This is a genomic window from Rubinisphaera margarita (genome assembly GCF_022267515.1).
GTDB lineage: Bacteria > Planctomycetota > Planctomycetia > Planctomycetales > Planctomycetaceae > Rubinisphaera > Rubinisphaera margarita.
This window is the reverse complement of sequence record NZ_JAKFGB010000005.1, coordinates 131070-149836: the sequence shown is the minus strand read 5'-3', so window position 1 is coordinate 149836 and position 18767 is coordinate 131070. Positions and strand designations below refer to the sequence as shown.

The 18767-nt window shown below is 57.4% G+C and carries 17 protein-coding genes; 6 read left to right on the top strand and 11 right to left on the bottom strand.

Annotated elements, in window-relative coordinates; translation table 11 throughout:
• Positions 1 to 9 precede the first annotated feature (9 nt).
• Positions 10 to 504 (top strand): SsrA-binding protein SmpB, encoded by a 495-nt coding sequence (gene smpB, locus L1A08_RS01540; protein WP_238753442.1) that lies wholly within the window; start codon positions 10 to 12, stop codon positions 502 to 504.
• 470 nt (positions 505 to 974) lie between these two features.
• On the opposite strand, the gene L1A08_RS01535 is transcribed toward smpB, so the two are convergent.
• From L1A08_RS01535 to L1A08_RS01500, 8 genes are all read right to left on the bottom strand, one after another.
• Positions 975 to 1364, bottom strand: a complete 390-nt coding sequence (locus L1A08_RS01535) for a hypothetical protein (protein ID WP_238753440.1) — start codon at positions 1362 to 1364, stop codon at positions 975 to 977.
• 197 nt (positions 1365 to 1561) lie between these two features.
• Positions 1562 to 2500, bottom strand: coding sequence for an RHS repeat protein (locus tag L1A08_RS01530; RefSeq protein ID WP_238753438.1), 939 nt, complete (start codon positions 2498 to 2500; stop codon positions 1562 to 1564).
• Between the two features lie 343 nt (positions 2501 to 2843).
• Positions 2844 to 4214: an RHS repeat-associated core domain-containing protein gene (locus L1A08_RS01525; protein WP_238753436.1), complete on the bottom strand. Its 1371-nt coding sequence runs from the start codon at positions 4212 to 4214 to the stop codon at positions 2844 to 2846.
• A gap of 1155 nt (positions 4215 to 5369) precedes the next feature.
• A complete protein-coding gene (locus L1A08_RS01520; protein ID WP_238753434.1) occupies positions 5370 to 5588 on the bottom strand; it encodes a hypothetical protein in 219 nt (72 codons plus the stop codon).
• A gap of 614 nt (positions 5589 to 6202) precedes the next feature.
• Positions 6203 to 6943, bottom strand: coding sequence for a hypothetical protein (locus L1A08_RS01515; protein WP_238753432.1), 741 nt, complete (start codon positions 6941 to 6943; stop codon positions 6203 to 6205).
• Positions 6944 to 7092: 149 nt separating this feature from the next.
• Positions 7093 to 7539: a DUF423 domain-containing protein gene (locus L1A08_RS01510; RefSeq protein ID WP_238753430.1), complete on the bottom strand. Its 447-nt coding sequence runs from the start codon at positions 7537 to 7539 to the stop codon at positions 7093 to 7095.
• Positions 7540 to 7559: 20 nt separating this feature from the next.
• Positions 7560 to 9329 carry a divalent metal cation transporter gene (locus tag L1A08_RS01505; RefSeq protein WP_238753428.1) on the bottom strand — a complete coding sequence of 590 codons (1770 nt, stop codon included), beginning with the start codon at positions 9327 to 9329 and terminating at the stop codon, positions 7560 to 7562.
• A 124-nt stretch (positions 9330 to 9453) separates the two neighbouring features.
• Positions 9454 to 9855 (bottom strand): acyl-CoA thioesterase, encoded by a 402-nt coding sequence (locus L1A08_RS01500; protein WP_238753426.1) that lies wholly within the window; start codon positions 9853 to 9855, stop codon positions 9454 to 9456.
• Positions 9856 to 10118: 263 nt separating this feature from the next.
• Here L1A08_RS01500 and L1A08_RS01495 point away from each other — a divergent pair, with 263 nt between their 5' ends.
• The gene (locus L1A08_RS01495) at positions 10119 to 10787 is read left to right on the top strand and encodes a hypothetical protein (RefSeq protein WP_238753424.1); all 669 of its coding nucleotides are present in this window, start codon (positions 10119 to 10121) and stop codon (positions 10785 to 10787) included.
• Between the two features lie 63 nt (positions 10788 to 10850).
• On the opposite strand, the gene L1A08_RS01490 is transcribed toward L1A08_RS01495, so the two are convergent.
• Entirely contained in the window at positions 10851 to 12128 is a 1278-nt protein-coding gene (locus L1A08_RS01490; RefSeq protein WP_238753422.1) for an alpha/beta hydrolase, read from the bottom strand.
• Positions 12129 to 12672: 544 nt separating this feature from the next.
• Between L1A08_RS01490 and L1A08_RS01485 the strand changes: the two genes are divergently transcribed.
• Complete coding sequence (locus L1A08_RS01485; RefSeq protein WP_238753420.1) at positions 12673 to 13602, top strand: sugar nucleotide-binding protein; 930 nt, start codon at positions 12673 to 12675, stop codon at positions 13600 to 13602.
• A gap of 80 nt (positions 13603 to 13682) precedes the next feature.
• Here the strand turns inward: L1A08_RS01485 and L1A08_RS01480 are convergent, their stop codons facing one another.
• Both L1A08_RS01480 and L1A08_RS01475 read right to left on the bottom strand, forming a co-directional pair.
• Entirely contained in the window at positions 13683 to 14654 is a 972-nt protein-coding gene (locus L1A08_RS01480; RefSeq protein ID WP_238753418.1) for an ATP-binding response regulator, read from the bottom strand.
• A 177-nt stretch (positions 14655 to 14831) separates the two neighbouring features.
• Positions 14832 to 15815 carry a phosphoglycerate dehydrogenase gene (locus L1A08_RS01475; RefSeq protein WP_238753416.1) on the bottom strand — a complete coding sequence of 328 codons (984 nt, stop codon included), beginning with the start codon at positions 15813 to 15815 and terminating at the stop codon, positions 14832 to 14834.
• A 191-nt stretch (positions 15816 to 16006) separates the two neighbouring features.
• Between L1A08_RS01475 and L1A08_RS01470 the strand changes: the two genes are divergently transcribed.
• The 3 genes from L1A08_RS01470 to L1A08_RS01460 all read left to right on the top strand — a co-directional run bounded on the left by L1A08_RS01470 (position 16007) and on the right by L1A08_RS01460 (position 18693).
• Entirely contained in the window at positions 16007 to 16942 is a 936-nt protein-coding gene (locus L1A08_RS01470; RefSeq protein ID WP_238753415.1) for a rhomboid family intramembrane serine protease, read from the top strand.
• Positions 16943 to 17104: 162 nt separating this feature from the next.
• Positions 17105 to 18166: a DUF3500 domain-containing protein gene (locus L1A08_RS01465; protein ID WP_238753413.1), complete on the top strand. Its 1062-nt coding sequence runs from the start codon at positions 17105 to 17107 to the stop codon at positions 18164 to 18166.
• Positions 18167 to 18492: 326 nt separating this feature from the next.
• Positions 18493 to 18693, top strand: a complete 201-nt coding sequence (locus tag L1A08_RS01460; protein WP_238753411.1) for a cold-shock protein — start codon at positions 18493 to 18495, stop codon at positions 18691 to 18693.
• The last annotated feature ends 74 nt before the right edge of the window (positions 18694 to 18767 follow it).

Below are 18767 nucleotides of genomic sequence, written 5' to 3'. Positions count from 1 at the left end.
TAGCCTTCCATGGCCAGCAAGAAATCAAAATCAGGTAACAGCAATCCCAACTCGGGGACGATCGCCGTCAACCGCAAAGCGCGGCACGACTACGAAATCCTCGACGAGATGGAATGCGGCATCGTTCTGCACGGCAGCGAGGTCAAAAGCATCCGCGACGGTCAGATTTCTCTGGAGGAAAGCTACGCCCACCTGCGGGACGGCGAACTCTGGCTCCTCGGCTGCCACATCGGCGAGTACCCGCAGGCGAACGTGATGAACCACGTCCCCCGCCGGCACCGCAAACTGCTGCTTCACAAGAAGGAACTCCGCAAGTTCGCCGAAACGGCTACACAAAAAGGCCTGACCCTCGTCCCGCTCTCGGCGTACTTCGTTCGTGGCAACGTCAAAATCAAACTCGGCACCGCCCGAGGCCGCAAACTCCACGACAAACGCGACAAGCTGAAAAAAGACGACGCCCAACGCGAAATGAAGGCGGCCATGTCGCCCAAATTCCAGCGATAAGCCGCTCAAAAAACCATCCGGTGCCATGCCCACGCTCGCGTGGGCATGTTTGTTTGACGGGGCCGTCTTTCGAGCCGAGGATATTTTTCGCGATCAAGAACGGTAACCGGGGTGGCGAAGCCACAAGAGGTCGGCCAACGAGGACCGCACGCACAGAGCGTCACCTCCTGCCGACTCCGTCGACCCCGGTAGCGGAGCAACCGGGGCTACCCTTTTGGTTCGATACCAAACGTGAGCATGCCCACGCGAGCGTGGGCATGGCACCGCGGCCCCCCCCCTCAACAAACGAGAGTTCATCCCACACATACTCAACTATACACATTGACGCACAAGATTCACGTGGCACACACCGATCTACCCTAGGATCCCGAGACCGCCCGACATCCAATGAGCGGAATCGAAGCGGGCCCAACTTCTTCATCACTAGGACAGCATACAATACTTCAACGAGAACTAGCGATCACAAATGCCTAGGAACCCGGTCCGACACCACGGCACTCCTCGGCACTCTTCTTCCAGCTAATATACAACAACGACCTGTAAATCAGATAGAAAGGATTCAGCAAAATAAACATCCCAATCCGAAACATCTTCTCACGAGCAGTCAACCCTTGAGAAACCGCTGTAAAATATACTCCAGTAAAGCAAGAAAACACCGTCGGAAGTACCACGAAAATCACAAATTGAATGAAGGTCAGACCGATGAAATCTTGGATCCGAGCCGCAAAGCTATTCGGATAGTGAAACATGTCGTAGATCGACGCAGCAATCAAGTAAGAAACAAAAGAAGCTGGAATAGCAACCCCAAACACAACAACCATCCACAGGGCAATAAAACTCTTGCACGATCTTAAAGCCATCACCTACCCCACCGTTCGTGGTGCATAAGGATTATCAATAACATCAGGAGGATTCCTCCTCGTGTCCTTGGAATTGCATGGCGCCGCCTGCCGGATCTGCTCGCGTGTCGTTTTATCAATATCGCTAACACACGTCGTTCTTGAAGACTTCACCGTGACGTATGCACGAGTAAACGCACCGGGTAGCCCCGGTTGATTCAACCGGGGTGGCGAAGCCACAAGAGGTTGGCCAACGAGGACCGCCCGGACAGACCGTCACCTCCTGCCGACTTCGTCGGCCCCGGTAGCGGAGCAACCGGGGCTACCCTTCTTATTCGATACCAAACGTAAGCATGCCCCTGCGAGTGTGGGCATGGCACCCGGCTCACGATCGTCTCAGATTCATCCGTGATCGCCGATGTCGAGTGGAAGCCGTCGAAGTGGTAGTACCGCGTTCCGCCCACCGAGAAGTCGTGCAGCAGCAGCCCGTACTTTCGCGGCTGGCTCACGTACTGCACCTGCGTTGCTCCGCCGGGAGCGTATTCCTGCAGCACGTTGTTGTTGTCCCAGATCAGAAGCTTTGTCTCGCTCGGCGTCTGCTTCTCCACGCAGTACTCGTCCCCGGACCGGTTCACCAGGGAGTACGTAAAGGTCGTGGCCGCTCCATCCGGCTGCGTCACCACGCTCCGCTGGTTCTCGTAGGTCCAGGTCGTTGTCGTAATGCTGCTGTCCGGTGTTTCCACCCGCGTCTGGTTGCCGTTGGCGTCGTAGGTATACGTCGTCACCCCGGAGGCGTCCTCGGAGCTCGTCAGCTGATTGGCCGCGTCGTAGGTGTAGGTGGTGGTGCCGCTGGCCGTCTCCTGCGTCACCCGGTTGCCCGCCGGGTCGTCGCTCCAGGTCGTCACCCCTTCCGCCGTTCGCGAGACCGGCTGCTCCGCCCACTCGTTGACTGTCAGAGTCCCCCATTCTTCGACCGTCAGCGTATCCCATGACAGAGCGTCCGCCGTCCCCTCCTGCGTCAGCCGGTTGGCCGCGTCGTACTGCCAGAGCGTCACATTCTCCTCCGACTGCTGCAGGTCCACCCGGCTCAGCCGGTTCCCCACGCTGTCGTAGGCATACTGATAAGCCGTGATCGTCGTCCCCTTCGACGAAATCACAATGCCCTGCCATGAAAGTAAAAGGCCAGCATCCCAATGAAGAGCCTATTCAATACCCAAGTGACACAAGACACAACAATCATTGTGTATGCCATTGCTACAATTACAAACAAATCGCTATGGCATGGGCCCCTCTGCCGCCAACACTTAATAAAGCGAGCAACAACTACCACTACCACTGAGAACACGACAGGAAACATGTTTACAATCAAAGACAGTGCCAATGGTGAAATAAAATCGCTGTAGTATACAACTACACTCTCGACCCCGGCGAATCCCAGGAATATTAGCAGGATGCACAAACCCACTAAGCACCATGTCGCCGCGTGCGACTCCTCGTGTTCTACATTCTGTACCATGGCTCACCCCATCCCGGCGCAACCACATCCTTTGGCTTTGGATCTCCCACACCACAAGTGGACAATATGCTCGATATAAAGGTATTACTGTTTCTCATCTTCCCTGTGCCAATATTGTAATCTTGACAAGAATTACCAAGCGCCTTGGCGACCCGCATAATACAGTTTGCAAGTTCACAAATCGACCTACCGCCTCTTGCCTTTATGGGAACAACACTATTGTATACTTGGCCAGGACGTCCATCATTTGAGTAAATTTCCTTACCCTCGCGATCTCGTCCTAAAAATCCGTGAGGTCCAACATACCCGATCACGGGGCCCCATGGGCCGTCGCGGTCTTCGTCGCAATCGTACGGATTGCCTATTTCTTGTCGTGATGTTGGCCCAGACGACGAACCATGCATCGGCCCGCCACGTACTTCTATTTTCGATCCATCTGGGGCAGTAATTACGATTAATGCGTGTCGATCTGGCTCCCAAAATGCTGTAGTAAACTTAAGCTCAACACCACAAGTCAACTCTCCAGCATCCCCGATATATGGAGGATCGTTTATGAGATTCTCATCCGCTAGTGTAGTTGGTGGAATTGCATCCCCTACAATATCACCATTTTGGCCTCCGTTAGGTCGTGGCCTGCCGGGTCCGAAACCGAAGCCGCCGGGACCAAATGCTCCTCCGCCGCGAGGGTTTCTGCGAGGTGGTTGCAATCCACTTGGATCGACCCCCGCAAGCGGGTTATTCTCGACATACACATACAGGTTCACACCACCCGCCACTCCCAGCGGGTCCATCGACAGCCATCGCGCGATCCGCGGATCGTAGGCCCGCCGTCGGATGTAGTAATCCACCAGCTCCGGGTCGTATTGGTAGCCCAGCTCGCCGATCCACAGGAAGGGCGTCGTCGTGCCGCCCGGCAGGTTCAGTACCTCGCCCCACCCATTGTACGCAAAGCCGCTCACGATCGTCTCGGACTCATCCGTGATCGCCGATGTCGAGTGGAAGCCGTCGAAGTGGTAGTACCGCGTGCCACCCGTCGAGAAGTCGTGCAGCAGCAGCCCATACTGTCGCGGCTGGCTCACGTACTGCACCTGCGTCGCTCCGCCGGGAGCGTATTCCTGCAGCACGTTGTTATTGTCCCAGATCAGAAGCTTTGTCTCACTCGGCGTCTGCTTCTGCACGCAGTACTCGTCCCCGGACCGGTTCACCAGCGAGTACGTAAAGGTCGTGGCCGCTCCATCCGGCTGCGTTACCACGCTCCGCTGATTCTCGTAGGTCCAGGTGGTTGTCGTGATACTGCTGTCCGGCGTTTCCACCCGCGTCTGGTTGCCGTTGGCGTCGTAGGTATACGTCGTCACCCCGGAGGCGTCCTCGGAGCTCGTCAGCGTCAGTCTAGAGTATTTTCATGCTTCCCCTCCAGTCGCATGGGCGCTAATTAACTGCAATACTTGAGTTCGCTCCTGCAAACGCCTGCAGTCGAATTATGGAGTTGCTCTAAAAGATAAATGGTCTGCGTGCGGAACTGGAAAGAACAAAAGACGCCCGCTGTTCCTAATGCCGCGGATTCGGGCCTAGCCCCCCCGTACTGCCGCGTTCCAGCCTGCTCACTAGATACCTAAAAATCACTGAATTCCCATTATTCTCTTCAAATTTATACATATATCCATCTTTAAAGCAAATCGGCGAAAAATCGCCCTCAGAGAATCCCCCACTCTTTGCTAACTCAACCAACTCTGGCACGTCAATACCGAACTCGATTGTTACATATTCGTCAATTTCGTCGAATTTCGTGTAGGCACAATGATAATATGGACGCAAGTCCTCCATTTGATTTGGCCACCTATTATCATTTTCTGCCATGTATTCGACCACAGCGAGCCCAGCCATCCAATGCGTGTATGCTTGCCGAGCTCGACTCATCGCAGCTTGCGAGTACCACTGCAATGAAATCACGAGCAAAACAGCCCCTGCACTTGCTACAAATAAGTAACGCCTCCAGCCCATACGCACACCATAAACACTTGAAAAAGTTCTTACCCTAACGACAACTTTCAGCCAATACGAGAACCGTGGGTATCTTCGAATAAATAGCCCCCGGCGCCCACGTCCCCGGAGGCACATTTAGGCAGCAATCCAACGTGGCCTGCAACGCCGTTAACCCTGCGGTTGGGGTTGCCGTAAATCTCGATGTGACACAGTGTTTGGTATCTAACCCCCAACCTCTTGCCGAAAGGATTCGGCCGTGCCACATCGAGACGTTTCCAGCGACTCCTCGCTCAATTTCGTGCAGTTGCAGGCGGCGCTCAACACCAGGTAGCCCCGGTTGATTCAACCGGGGTGGCGAAGCTACAGGAGGTCGGCCAACGAGGACCGCACGCCCAGACCGTCACCTCCTGCCGACTTCGTCGGCCCCGGTAGCGGAGCAACCGGGGCTACCCTTTTGGTTCGATACCAAACGTAAGCATGCCCACGCGAGCGTGGGCATGGCACCGCGGCCCTTCGTTTGTCGGACCCTATTCGTTGTGATTCCCATAGTAACTAACAATCATCGCCCCCCGCTCGATCGAAACGCCGTTGATCTTCACCTTGCCACGTTCGGCAGCCGTCGGTCCTTCGATCGGACGGGGAGCGAAGTACGCACAGTTCTTCGTGTAAAACGATTTGTCGTACGCGTGGATCCCGAGAGATTCCAGCAACGAGGTCAAATGCCGGAACGTAAAACGGTTTCGCACTGCACGAGCTCTGAACCAGTCTGGATTCTCTGCGGGGAGAGGGTCTTCACTAAGATGGATCTCCCATTTACCGCACATGTTAACGACGTTGATGGATCGGCCGAGGTTGCGAAACTCTGTCGGATGATCTTCGTAGAGCAAAAACTGAGTAGCTCCCCAGGTCCCGGTATTCTTGCCCTTCGAGATTGTATTCGGCACGCAAGTCGCTACGACACCACGACACCGAACTCGCTGCGTAATGTTCTCGACGATTTGTGACGGAGGTTCGTCCAGCTCGTCAAAAACTGCCGTCCAGCCGTTTCGACATTCTATGAGGAGTGACTGTGGGCCCTCGCCAGGCGCAAGGCGAGTCAGTGCCGAGCTCAAATCGGCATCAAAGATCACTGGCATCTGGAACCCCTGAGGAATGAGCCAGTCCCTCATGGCTCTTGTCGCATCCTGCAAGCCACAGTTTACGAATCCCAGATACCAGAATTCGCGATTCAGTATAACTTCTTCACGATTAGCCATGATGCTCCTACGAGTGTGTTCGATACCAAACGCAAGCATGCCCACGCGAGCGTGGGCATGGCACCCGGCGGGTTGTTGCCGGTTCCGGATTGAGGCGGACGCTCTTAGTTGGAGTCGTCGCGGACCTGGACCTGGAGGGCTCCGAGCATTTTGGTGATCGACTTTTCTTTGTCGCCGATGAAGAAGACGTTCTCCAGGACGATGGCCCGGCGTTCGTTGCTGGGGTGCAGGATCAGGCGGCCGGAGCCGAGGAGCATGTACTCGAACAGGTCGTTGATTTCCTTGTCGATCCGCAGGTTCGGAGCCGAGAAGCGTTCGAGGTCACTCAGGAAGCCGTGGTGGTGCAGCAGTTCGTTCGGGCGGACTTCCCAGTAATCGAACTGCACGCCGAGTTTTACCAGCAGGAAGAGCAGTCCGAAGATCGTAAAGAACGTGTAATAGAAGAAGGCGTTGGCGATCGGGCGGATCCGCGTCAGTGTATTGGTGATAAACGGCGCCAGATCCGGGGCGTTCGTCAGCAGCACGTAGCCACCCAGGATGAACGCCGCGATGCAGAAGAAGAGAGTCAGCGAGGTCGTGCGGGGGAAGTCGAATGAGATCACGACCATGTTCATGGCAAAGATCGCCAGGAAGACGGTGCCGAGTGTGACCGACACGCCGCCGACGTTCTCCAGGCCGTACAGTCCATGCGAGACATGCATCCAGATCGCGACGATGAGCGAGGCGATGACCGTCGGATACATAAAGACGATCTTCGGATACGAAACCAGATAGATGCTCTTGGGCAGCCCCTGTTTTTCGAGGGTCTTCACTTCCGGAGATTGAGTCATGGGATCGACCGACATGCAGCGTCCTTTATTCAGGCCGACGGGAATCGTGGTGTCAGGGGTGCCCGCTCAAAAGGGGCAATCGTATCGTGACGGTTTCGCCAGCCGAATGCAATGACTTACCGACCGACCTTCCCCTCCCCTCAACGGCTGCCGCAGCGAATGGTTCACGAATTCCGAACGGAATCCGCCGGTTTTGCTCTGCCTCTCAGGCCCAGAGCGAGCAGCACCCAGCCGATGATGAAGGCCAGCCCGCCGAGGGGCGTGATCATTCCGAGCTTCGGCATCGCGAGCAGCGTCAGCAGATACAGACTGCCGGAGAAGAGGACGATTCCAAGAACAAAGCAGACGCCGGCCGCGGTCAGCAGTCGACAGCGGCGGCCCGTCAGCCCGAGAAACAGCAGTGCCAGGGCATGCCAGAACTGATAGTCGGCTGCCGTTTTGAAGTCGCCCAGATACTTGTGAGCAGCCGGGATGGGAGCGCCGGCGACCACTTTGTCCGGCATGCTCCCATACAGTTTCTCGAAACGATCTCCCAGCCCATGAGCGGCGAAGGCTCCGGTGATGACCGCCAGACCGGCGAAGACGGCTCCGACAACACTCCAGCGGTTCATGCGATGCCTTCCGGTCTCGATTACGGCTGCGCCACAGTTTCGAGGGCGTCCCGATCATCCGGCGTCGGCGGTTCCGGCTTGCGGAAGATCTGGACAATCACGGCCAGAGCCACAAAGGCCCCCAGGACCGAGAAGCCGAACGTCGGATACGGGCTCGACTTGATACTCCAGAAACTTCCGAATGCAGCCAGGGCGACGGCCAGTCCCATCAGAATATTCCAGACAACCAGTTTGATTCCCTGCGGGCGGTATTTACCCATCAGGCTCCTGGAGTTGAACATCAGATAGAACGTGATGTAGGCGATCGGCAGCAGCACCATCCCGAACATCGAGGTCGGCACGGCCAGCCAGAGCTTGGCATCGCCCTGCCAGATGAACGGCCCCATCGCTCCGGAAACTCCAGCCAGGAAGCAGCCGATACGGTGATACGTTCCGGTGTGCGGCAGGTTGAAGATTTCGCAGAAGACGAAGCCGTTGATCAGCATCAGAATCACGATCGTCGAAACCGCCATGCCGAGCACGCCCACACCGAAGATGTACTGCGAGAAGATCGGCCCGGTGAGCGCTTTCAGGGAGTCGGCCAGATTGAACGCATCTCGCGTGACGAGCATCGCGGCCAGAGTCTTGTCGGCTTCCGGGAGATTCTCTTTGGCATCGGCGAGTGCCTCCGGATCGGCAGCCAGTTCGCCGTATTTCTCTTCGCCGAGTTCGTTCTTCAGACGACTTTCGACCAGTCCGTTGTAGCTGCCGACCAGGTTCTTGGCCGGCACTATCGGCTGCCCGCTGGCATCGACTTCGCCGAGGAAGCCGGGAGCCGGTGTGGCGTGGAACTGAGAGGCGGCAGCGATCACCACGCAGCTCGTGGCGAGCATGAACGGGATGAACAGACCGAAAGCCAAGTCAAAGATGGCGAGTTCGCGATACGCCTGATTCCAGCCTTTGCGAAGCATCGAGTATGGCAGAAGGAAGGTCATGTTGATGCCGACGGCGGTCGCGGCCGCGGTGATCATGACCTGTTGCTGATTCTTGACGATGAAGTCCGACCAGAACTGTGCGTGGTCGCCGGACGCGGTCAACAGGGCCGCGAACTCGTCTGACGGCCGGGATAATAAGGAGAAGTCAGGTATGAATCCGGCAAAGATTTCGCCCCAGTTGAGGCCATCCCCGCTGATCGTCATCTTGAACACGACGCCAAAGAAGCAGAGGACGACAAGGCCGACCATGACCTTCAGCACCATTTCAAAGATCTGAATCCCGCGTCCGCCCGAATCGTAGAACCAGATCACGATGCCGGTGCAGACAAACAGAATCGCGACGATGATCACCTTACTGATAAAGGGATCCATCGCCCCTTCGCCGAAGACGCCGGGCATCAGGTTCTGCTGAATCGCCGCGGTGCCCAGAGCAAACTGCGGCATACACCAGACGAAGTTGGCCATCATAGAAGCGATCGCCCAGCCCCAGCCGAGGACCGGGTTCACATGCTTGTTGATCGCATGAAAAGGACGCTCGCCAGTGGACAGGCAAACGTAGGCGATGGCACTGAGCATGATGATGCCCATGATCATCGCGAGCGGCTGCAGCCACATCAGACCGAAGCCGGCCAGAACGCCGAGGTACAGACTTCCGGATAACGACCCGCCCCCGAGCGTGATCGCACTCTGCAGCCAGCCCGGTCCGGAAAGGGAGACATAGCCTCCCATTCGCGTGAGAAAGGGCTTTTTCTGCAACTGTTCCAGGTAGGCCCTTTCAGTGGTCTGGGCGGGAGAATCGGCTGCCGGTTCGTTCATGGATCTTGCCTGAGGGTTTTGATGACGCATCTGGATCTGCGACAACAGATGCACGGTTTTTGATATGGAACAACAGCCTATCGGTGGACGATACGCAACACAAGCGCGGCCCAGGCGATTCCGCTCAATCGCTCTGCACGCCGGGCATCTGATCGGTAATTCGCTGCACCTGACCGGCTCGATCGACCATCGCCAGCACGGTCGTGCCTTCCGCCACGATGACCGAACCCCGCTCAATTTTGTACGAGTGTTCGAGCTTGGCGGCCGAGACCTTTTCGAGTGTCGCGGTCACATCGAGCACATCGTCGTAGCGAGCCGGGCTCCGGAAACGGAACGACATCGAAACGACCACGAAGAACAGGCCCCGTTCTTCCATCGCCCGATAATCGCCGCCGTTGACCCGAAACAGTTCCGTGCGGGCTTCCTCGAAATAGGTGGGATAGTTGCCGTGATGCAAAAAACCCATCGCGTCCGTCTCACTGTAACGGACCCGGATCTGCGAGGTATGCGAGCGGATAATCGACATGAGGACGGGAGAGATCTGGATGGCGGAAAGGGTGATTTCGGCTCGACCAAACCGGTCCGAGCCGCCTGTGGTTCCGCACTATGACCAATTTCGCCGCAAGATTCCAATCCACTCTCAAGGAAAGCCGCGGGAGCCTGCAGGCCCCCGGCACAACTTCAATTATTCTCACAGGGAGACGAATTGACACACTCCTGAAAGCAGATAGCATAGACAAAATCGGCAATATAGAGATTCTGTCACACCACGTTGCTCCGGAGGCCATGATGTCGAAACTGATGTTCCCGCTGCTTGTTCTGAGCTGCCTGTGTGCAGGTCAGGTATTGTTCGCGCAGGTCGCCGTGCCCGGGGCCGATGACCCCGCACCGACCGTGCTTCCGGAACCCGAGCCTGTTCCTTCGACGACTGCTCCGCCCGCGACCGCGGTTCCCATCGATGATGCACCGACTAATCTTCAGCCGCCCGCCACCGCTGTGGACGTCGATGAAGTGATCGAGACCAGCGAATCAGCCGGACTGTTCGAACCGCCAGAAGGTCTTTCGATGCCGCACCTCGTGCTGCTGCGTCGTGTCGGCTTTGGCCCGCCTGTCGCCTACACCTTCGACCAGTCGATGCTGGTCTCACTGGCCTGCTATCGCCGAGGCTGCCTGCACGATGCTCTGGTGTTCGCCAAGCACGCCCGCACGTTTCGGGAAGATGCCGGTAACCTGTATGTCATCGCTTATTGCCAGCTGGCTCTCGGCATGACCGATGAAGCGGAAGTGACCATTCAGGACATGGTTTCCGCGATCCGCAACGGCTACACCGGAGGGATCGGGAACTACAAAGAGCGTCTGAACGGACCGATCTGCATCGCCATCGACGCAGCCGAGCGGTACTACTTCCTGAACGCCCCGGCTTCTCCTGCTCCGCCGATCTATACTCCGGAGTTTTAATCCTCCGAGAACGGTAACATGCGCAAGGCTCGGCGATTTTGGCGCCGGGCCTTGTTGCTGCGCTTACCTGGAAAGGGTTTCGTCGGGCTGCAGCGTCAACTGTTGAACGACCCCGGCTCCGGTGATCTCGGGAGGAAAATTCCAGCCCCAGTGAACGGGCGTCGGTTGGGACGTGAATCGCCAGAATGTTTCCCCGTCTTCGCGGATCGGTGTCAGCCAATTCCGTTCCGAGGCTGGCAGATCTTCCTTGAGGATACAGAACAGATCGCACAGGACCTCGATGCTGCCCCCGTAGTAAGAGTGGCCCATCAGTGAGAGCTCAACCGGCGAACAGTCGATCGTTTCCACCCCTTCCGTCAACACGGGAGGAAGCGCATCGCCGACCCGTTGCTCGGCGTGAAGTGCTTTGGACGCCGCCAGAGCTGTATCGCCATCGCCGACATATAACGTAACGCGACGGGACTGCTTCTTCACCCCGTCGATCCAGCCATAGTAATCGCTGATCCCGACATCGGGGGCGCACAGCACCACATGACTGACTGGCCTCGCGTCGCCATGAGGTTCAGGCATCCGGTTCAGCGCCTGCATCACCACGCGATTCCCCATGCTGTGAACAACGATGTTGATCTTTGTATCCTCGGGGACATTGCCGATCAGATTCTGCAGGAATGTCTGGAAGTGTTCCACGGACGCAGAGTTGAAGGCTTCATCCTTTCCGTAATTCCTGATGCCTCCCTGTGAGGGCCAGGCGTAACAACAGATCGCTCCGTTGAACGGCAGATCGCAGGCAATCTGAGCGGTGCGAATCACGGCGGCTTCGTAGTCGACATTGAAACCATGCACAAACAGCAGCAGATCCTTTCCGGTGGACCGCTCGATCTGGTCTTTCAGGCCGGCATGGAACTCGATGGGCTCGAGCGAATGGACACGATCAAGGGTCGCGTAGGCCCGTGGCTCCTTTTTGTGGAACTTCGGAACGAAGCTCATCAGAGAGATCTTCCCCGTTTCTTCGGGCAGCGGGATCGGGTCCTGCCCTCGTTCGCGGCCGGGGAGAACAGCTGCGGCTCGTCCGTACTGGACCGCTGCCGCCACGTCGTTTCCGAATCGCAGATCCGGGGATTCTCCCTGAGGAGCGCGGTTCGTGGCATAGAACACGTTCCAGGTCGACTGTTCCCTGCTCCATTGAGTGACCGCGACCGGTTCGGACAGCGTTTGCGAGTATCGAGCGTGCAGTTCATCAAGATGCCGTGCGATGGCCGGCTGCCCGCCTGGTGGCGGTGAATACGATGTATCGTAGATGGCACCGAGCCCCCGTTTCCGCTGAATCTCGGGCTCAGACATACGGCAACTGTAGAGCTCAACGAGACACAACGCGATCAGACCGAGTCGAACTGCGGACCTCACTCGGCGCCGGAGCAGAAGTGCCATCATGACGGGTGGCCTGCGGGAGGGGATTGCGGTCAGTGGTGCAGGTGGAAGATCCTGCCTGGGGGGGGCGTTCGTTATAGGACATCTGTTACGTTCTCGGAAGATGATCTCCCCAGGCAACTTCTCGGGCCTTGAACGGATGATTTCTGTTCAGATCGAAAGACGCCGATTGGTTTGGGAATCGTTGGAAACCTCTGCTTTTCAGGCGGACTGCTCCGTAATTCGGGCAGACCGGGGCACTCGGAATTGATCTTGGTAAAACTTGCAAGCTCTGAATATAATCCCGCCGCGTTTGTGGAAACGCCGGCGTCGCTCTCGTCTCCGAAGCCGTTCGGAGAGGAAGCCGCTGCCCATGGAGGGGGAATTTAATAACACGAAGGATTCGATCTGTCCCGATTCGATTGAGAATCGATCGCGGATTTGATCAACGACTTCGTCCAAGCAGGGAGGCCATCGCTTGAATACGCTTGCCATCTTTGGAGTCGACACCGTCGCAGGTGCGAACCTCGCCCGATCATTCAGTGCCGATTATCGTGTGATCGGAATCTGCGACCACAACGCTCCCGAACTGCCCGGCTGCCAGCTGATCAGCGGCGATGGGGCGTGTTCCAGTCCGGGGCAACTGCTCGCGGACCTACAGCCGCAGCGGGTCATCGATGCATCCTGCGTGGGCGATTCTCCCTGGAATCCGCAAGCTTCCATCGGTTCTGAAGAACAATGCGAACGGTCTGCCGAACTGGCCGCGTCCTGCAAAGAGAAGAACATCCCCTACGTGCTGCTTTCGAGCGATGCCGTGCTCAGTGGCCCGTGGATGTTTCACGAAGAAGATTCCGAATGCCGCTGCTCTTCGATCATCAGTCAACGCCTGTTGAATCTGGAACGGGCCGTCCTGCAGAACGAACAGGCACTCGTGGTACGGACACACGTCTTCGGCTGGAGCCAAACCTCCGGGCAGACCGGCTGGGTCGAAAACCTGCTCGAACGGATGCAGCAGGGTCAGACCTGTGCCGACCTGCAGAAGCCGGGACATGCCACTCCGATCGTCGCCTCGGAACTGGCGCAGATTCTTAACCGCGCTTTCAGCGAAAGTCTCACCGGTCTGTATCACGTTGCCGGTGCGGAACGTGTGAACCGGATCCAGTTCGCCCGCCGTCTGGCTCAGTCGTTCGACGTCAGCTGGTTCGGGGCCGCTGCGTCCGCCGAACATTTCACTGAAGCGGAGCGAAAGAGCTTCGGATTCGGCGAGACGTCGTTGCAGACCCGCATGGTTCGTCGCGAGCTCTGCGTCGCCATGCCGACACTGACCGAATCGATGCAGCAGCTTCGCGAGCAGCAGGACATCGCTTCGATTTCCCTCTCGCGTCGTCCGCTCAGCCGGGCTGCTTAACGAGAGCGGAAGAAAGCAACAAAACAGCCGGCCCGAAAAGGTCGGCTGTTTTCTTTTGGCGGTGTTGAGAATGTCCTGCGTCAGGAATTCATCTCTTCACGCAGTTGCAGAATCTCCGGCGATTGCACGTGAGTCCAGATCGCGGAGTCCGTGGAGCCCCCCTGCTGGTCGGACTTGTACTTGATCATCGTGACTTCGTTGCCGAGGTCGTTGTACTGCACTTCGTCCATGTAAGTTCTCATCAGAAAGACCCCACGACCGTGTGAGCGTCCAATGTTCGCCGGATCGCAGGGATCGGGCAACCGGGACACATCAAATCCCGGCCCCTCATCGCGAATGCGGAAACGGGCCAGCGATGTCGTCACCGTGATGTCCATCTCGACGCGGCGGTTCGCGAACCGCGGGATATTGCTTCGCTCCTGCAGCAATCGCAGATACGCTTCGTCATCGACGCCCCGCAGATCGGAGCTGACTTCCAGGTTGCCATGGTTCATGGCATTGGTCAGAGCTTCTTCGAGCGCGAGCAGGATCCGCATCTGATCCCGCTGAGGGCAGATCTGGAAGACCTGCAGGAGCTGAGCGCAGTAGTTGTTAACCTTCACGATCAGCGTTCGTTCATTCGGCAGACAGAACGATGTCGTCTGTTCTTTCAGCAGACTCCCCGCCAGCGAATTTGGCTGCGATCGCATCGTCGCGTTCAGAATCGAGCGAATCTGCTGCGGCAGTTCTTCCTTGAAGTGCTCCTTTCGAACGAACCCGATCGCGCCGCGACGGATTGCATCGAGCACACGCTCTTCCAGACCGGTCGCACTGAGTATCACGACCGGCGTCGCCTCGTACCAGAGGTTCATGTGAGCCAGCAGATCCTGGGATCCGGAGTCGAGCTGAGATGCGTCGACGACGACCAGCTCATAGTGACGCTGTTTGAGAAGCGGCCTGGCTGTCGCGAGACCATCAGCCGCATCGACATCGATCGTCGCGAAGACGTGATTGACCACGGCTCGGGCCAGCTCCTGAAACCTGCGGACGGCATCGACGATTAGAATCCGCATTTCATCTCCCTGAACTGTGCGATCTCTCCTGCTGACCCACGCGCGGATGCTCCGACCTCTCGCAAACCGTGAGGGCGAGGCAGCGGGCGCACGCGAAGGGGCGACGTTGCGTCGCAGAATGACACAGGTTGATGAAGAACGTATTCAGGATCAGCGAAGTTGGAGACCAGAGAACGCTCATCGGGCCCAGGACCAGTCCTGGCAGTTGTGCAGATTCTGAATGACTTCGCCGGGCCACTCTCCCTGCTGCAGACGGATGATTGTCTGTGCGGCCATGGTGAGTGTGTCCCGCTGCGACTCTCGATCGAGTCCGGCCAGATGACCACTCAGAAGAACATGATCGAGCTTGAGCAGCGGACTGTCGGAAGGAAGCGGCTCGACCTCGAAGACATCGAGTCCCGCTCCGCGCAAATGTCCGTCTTGAAGAGCTTCACACAACGCCGCCTCGTCTACCAGAGCGCCTCGAGCCGTGTTGATGAGCACGGCTCCGGGCTTCATGCGAGCCAGAGTCTCACGGTTGATGAGGTGATGCGTTTCCTCCGTCACTGGCAAGTGCAGCGAGACATAGTCGGACTGTCCGTAGAGATCATCGAGTTCTCGCGGCTCGATCTCCATCTTCCGGATCGCATCGTCATCGAGCCCCGGGTCGTAAGCAATCACGCGCATCCCCAGCCCGAGGGCACGCCGGGCGACTGCAGTGCCGATGCGACCGAGACCGATCAGGCCGAGGGTGCTTCCTTCGATTCGCGGAGTGCTGTAACGTTTCCAGCTTCCTTCGCGGACGTAGCGATCGCGATCCGGAAACCCGCGACCGAGCGCCATCAGCATGGCAATCGCATGCTCGGCTACGGCATGATGGTTCACTCCTGGCGTGGTCGTGACCACGACGCCACGGTCATCACAGGCAGCGAGATCGACCGCATCAAAGCCGACGCCGATTCTCGCAATAACCCGCAATTCCGGGGACGATTCGATTACGCGTCTTGTGTACGGTTCCGTTCCGGCGATTACCCCGACACAGCCCTGCAGTTGCTCGATCAGAATGTCGCTTTGGTGAAAGTTGACGTTACGATTGGCGGGCAGTGGCGTAAAGCCGTGCTGCTCCAGCATCGGAAAATGAGGGCCCTGATCGGCGTTGAGAGCGAGACATCGAACTTTCATTGCTGCTGGACTTTGCTATAAGACAGGAAAGACTCGGAGGAGATCGCGTTCGTCCCATTGCATCTGTGAAGTTTTATAGCAGGTGCGGGCTCTGATCGATAACCAGCGGGACGTGACCAGCCGGTCTCCGCAACACTCTCCGCGGTTCTTCACTCGAAGTGCGTTCTGCGACGGCGGCAAAAGGATTCTGCATGCGACATTTGGGAACACTGGACACTGAAGCCAAGGCCCGCCGTTTTCACGATTATCTGCTGTCGCAAAAAATCGCTTCCCGAGTCGATCCTGCGGACGGCGTCTGGGATCTGTGGGTAATCGAAGAGGATGATGTGCCCCGAGCCCGCGCGGCTCTGGAAGAGTTTCGCAACGATCCGAGTTCCCCCGAGCTCGAAAAACAGGTGGCTCAAGGGCAGGCTCTCCGCGTCGCCCGGCAGAAGCAGGCTCTCGAAGCTGTCCGTCGGCGACTTGAAGTTCGACGCCGGCCCGCGATCCTCGGTGCCGGTCATCTTCCCATCACGTTCTTTCTGATCACGATCAGCGTCGTCGTCACGCTGATGATCACTCTGGACAATAACGACTACGGGTTGATCACCGACTTCACCATCGCGTCGTTCGAGCCAGCCGGCAACGATCGAATTCGCTTCTATACCGATCTGCGGGAGATTCGTGGCGGGGAAATCTGGCGGCTCGTGACGCCGATCTTTGTCCACTACGATGCCTTCCACCTGTTGTTCAACATGTACTGGACGTACATCTTCGGAGCGATGCTGGAGCCCCGACTCCGCTCCTGGCGATTTCTGGTGATGGTCCTGTTCCTCGCAGTCTTCTCCAATCTGGCGGAGTTCTATGTGAAGATCCCGCCCCTCGTCTTCGATAAGGATCCGACGTTCGGCGGAATGTCGGGGGTCGATTTTGGCCTGTTCGGTTTTATCTGGATCAAAGGTCGTCTGGAACCACGACTGGGCATCGGCCTGCCGGATCTCACCGTGTATCTCATGCTTGGCTTTCTGTTCCTCTGCCTTACGGGAATTTTTGGGCCGATTGCCAACACGGCTCACTTCGCCGGCTTCCTGCTCGGATGCGGTCTGGCCGCCATGCGCCCGCTGACCCGCCGACGCCCCGCCCGCTGAGGACGAGACAAAAACGGACGCTCGCTTGCGAAACCGGAGACCAGGTCTCCCACTGACTGCGATCGATACGCATCAGTCCTTTCCGAACCGTTCTCGGATCTGGTATGCTGTATCTATGACAAGTCTCCCCTAACCGGGCCCCCTTTTTCGCAGGAGTACGCCATGACCCATTCCTTCGATCCCTCCCCGTCCGATCTGAATCGACGTCAGTTTCTCACGACCAGCCTCGCCGCCACGGCGGCTCTCGGCGCAGCGACACCTCTCACTGCGGCTCTCTTCGATGTGAACAAGGCTGTCGCCAAGGCGAAGGAGACGCCGGAATCGGCCGTGAAGCATCTGTTCGCCTCCCTTTCCGAAAAACAGCGTCAGGAGATCTGCTTCGGCTGGGATCACACGGAAAAGGGACGCGGCCTGCTGCGAACCCATGTCAACAACAACTGGACGATCACCAAGCCGGAGGTTCGAAGCAAGTACTTCACCGACGAACAGCAGGACATGGTCCGGGCCATCTTCGAAGGCATCATCCATCCCGACTGGCACACTCGGTACTACAAGCAGGTCGAAGACGACAACGGCGGCTTCGGCGACAACCAGGCGATTGCCATTTTCGGGGATCCGGAGAGCGACCGCTTCGAGTTCGTGATGACGGGCCGCCATATGACACTTCGCTGCGACGGGAACTCCGCCGATCATCTCGCGTTCGGCGGTCCGATTTTCTACGGGCACGACCCGCTGGGCGAATTCAATGAAGGCCCGGATCACAAAGAGAATGTTTTCTGGGAACAGGCGCTGAAGGCCAACGAAGTCTACAAGATGCTCGATGGTCGGCAGCGAAAACTGGCAGAAGTCCGGCGGACTCCCAGCGAAGGCGATATCGCGTTTCGCGACACGAAGCAGATTCAGGGAATTCCCGTGTCCGAGCTCTCCTCCGATCAGCAGGAAGCACTGCAGGAAACCCTCCAGTCTCTCGTCGAGCCGTTCCGTCAATCTGACCGCGACGAGGTGACGCAGTGCATCAAAACGCAAGGCGGACTCAACTCCTGCGCCCTGGCGTTTTACACCGATAACGACATCGGCAAGGACCGCGTATGGGACAACTGGCGGCTCGAGGGCCCTTCATTTGTCTGGCACTTCCGCGGAGCCCCTCACGTTCACGTCTGGGTCAATATCGCCGAGAATGCTGCAGTCGAGACCAATACCCCGTACGTGAACAAACGATCCTGATGAAGTTCTGATTTTGCTGTAGCACAAAATTTTCGAAGTTCAAGATGGACGATTCTCCATTATCGGTGGTAGACTCACGCGCATCGGGAAAGTCGAATATATCGGGATTATTCCCTAAGAAGTTTGACTGAAGCCCGTTCCGGGAATCGAAGGCCGCACCCTTTCCCCGGAATCGAATGACTAAGTGTGTTAGAGGAAAGGCTGTTGCCGGCACGACGTCGGACCGGCCGGAACTTTTCTGGTGACGTATACGGTCACTTCTGCCACAGCCGCAGGCCGTATGCGAAATTTGGCTTTAGTGCGGAGTGTGGTAGGGAGTGTGCGAGGTGCCGGAGGGTAAGATTAAGAAGATTGTGTCCGATAAGGGATTCGGATTCATTCAGGGGGACCGGGGCGATCTGTTCTTCCATGTCTCAGCATTGCAGAATGCACAGTTTGAGACTCTGGAAGTCGGACAGCAGGTCCACTATGAAGAAGAAGAAGGACCGAAAGGACCGCGAGCAACTGCTATTCAGGTGCTCCAGTAGACCGTTAACCCGATGAAACCAACTGGATTACGGGCAGTCGGAAGTCTGCTCAACTTTCGGGTTCCCGGATATCC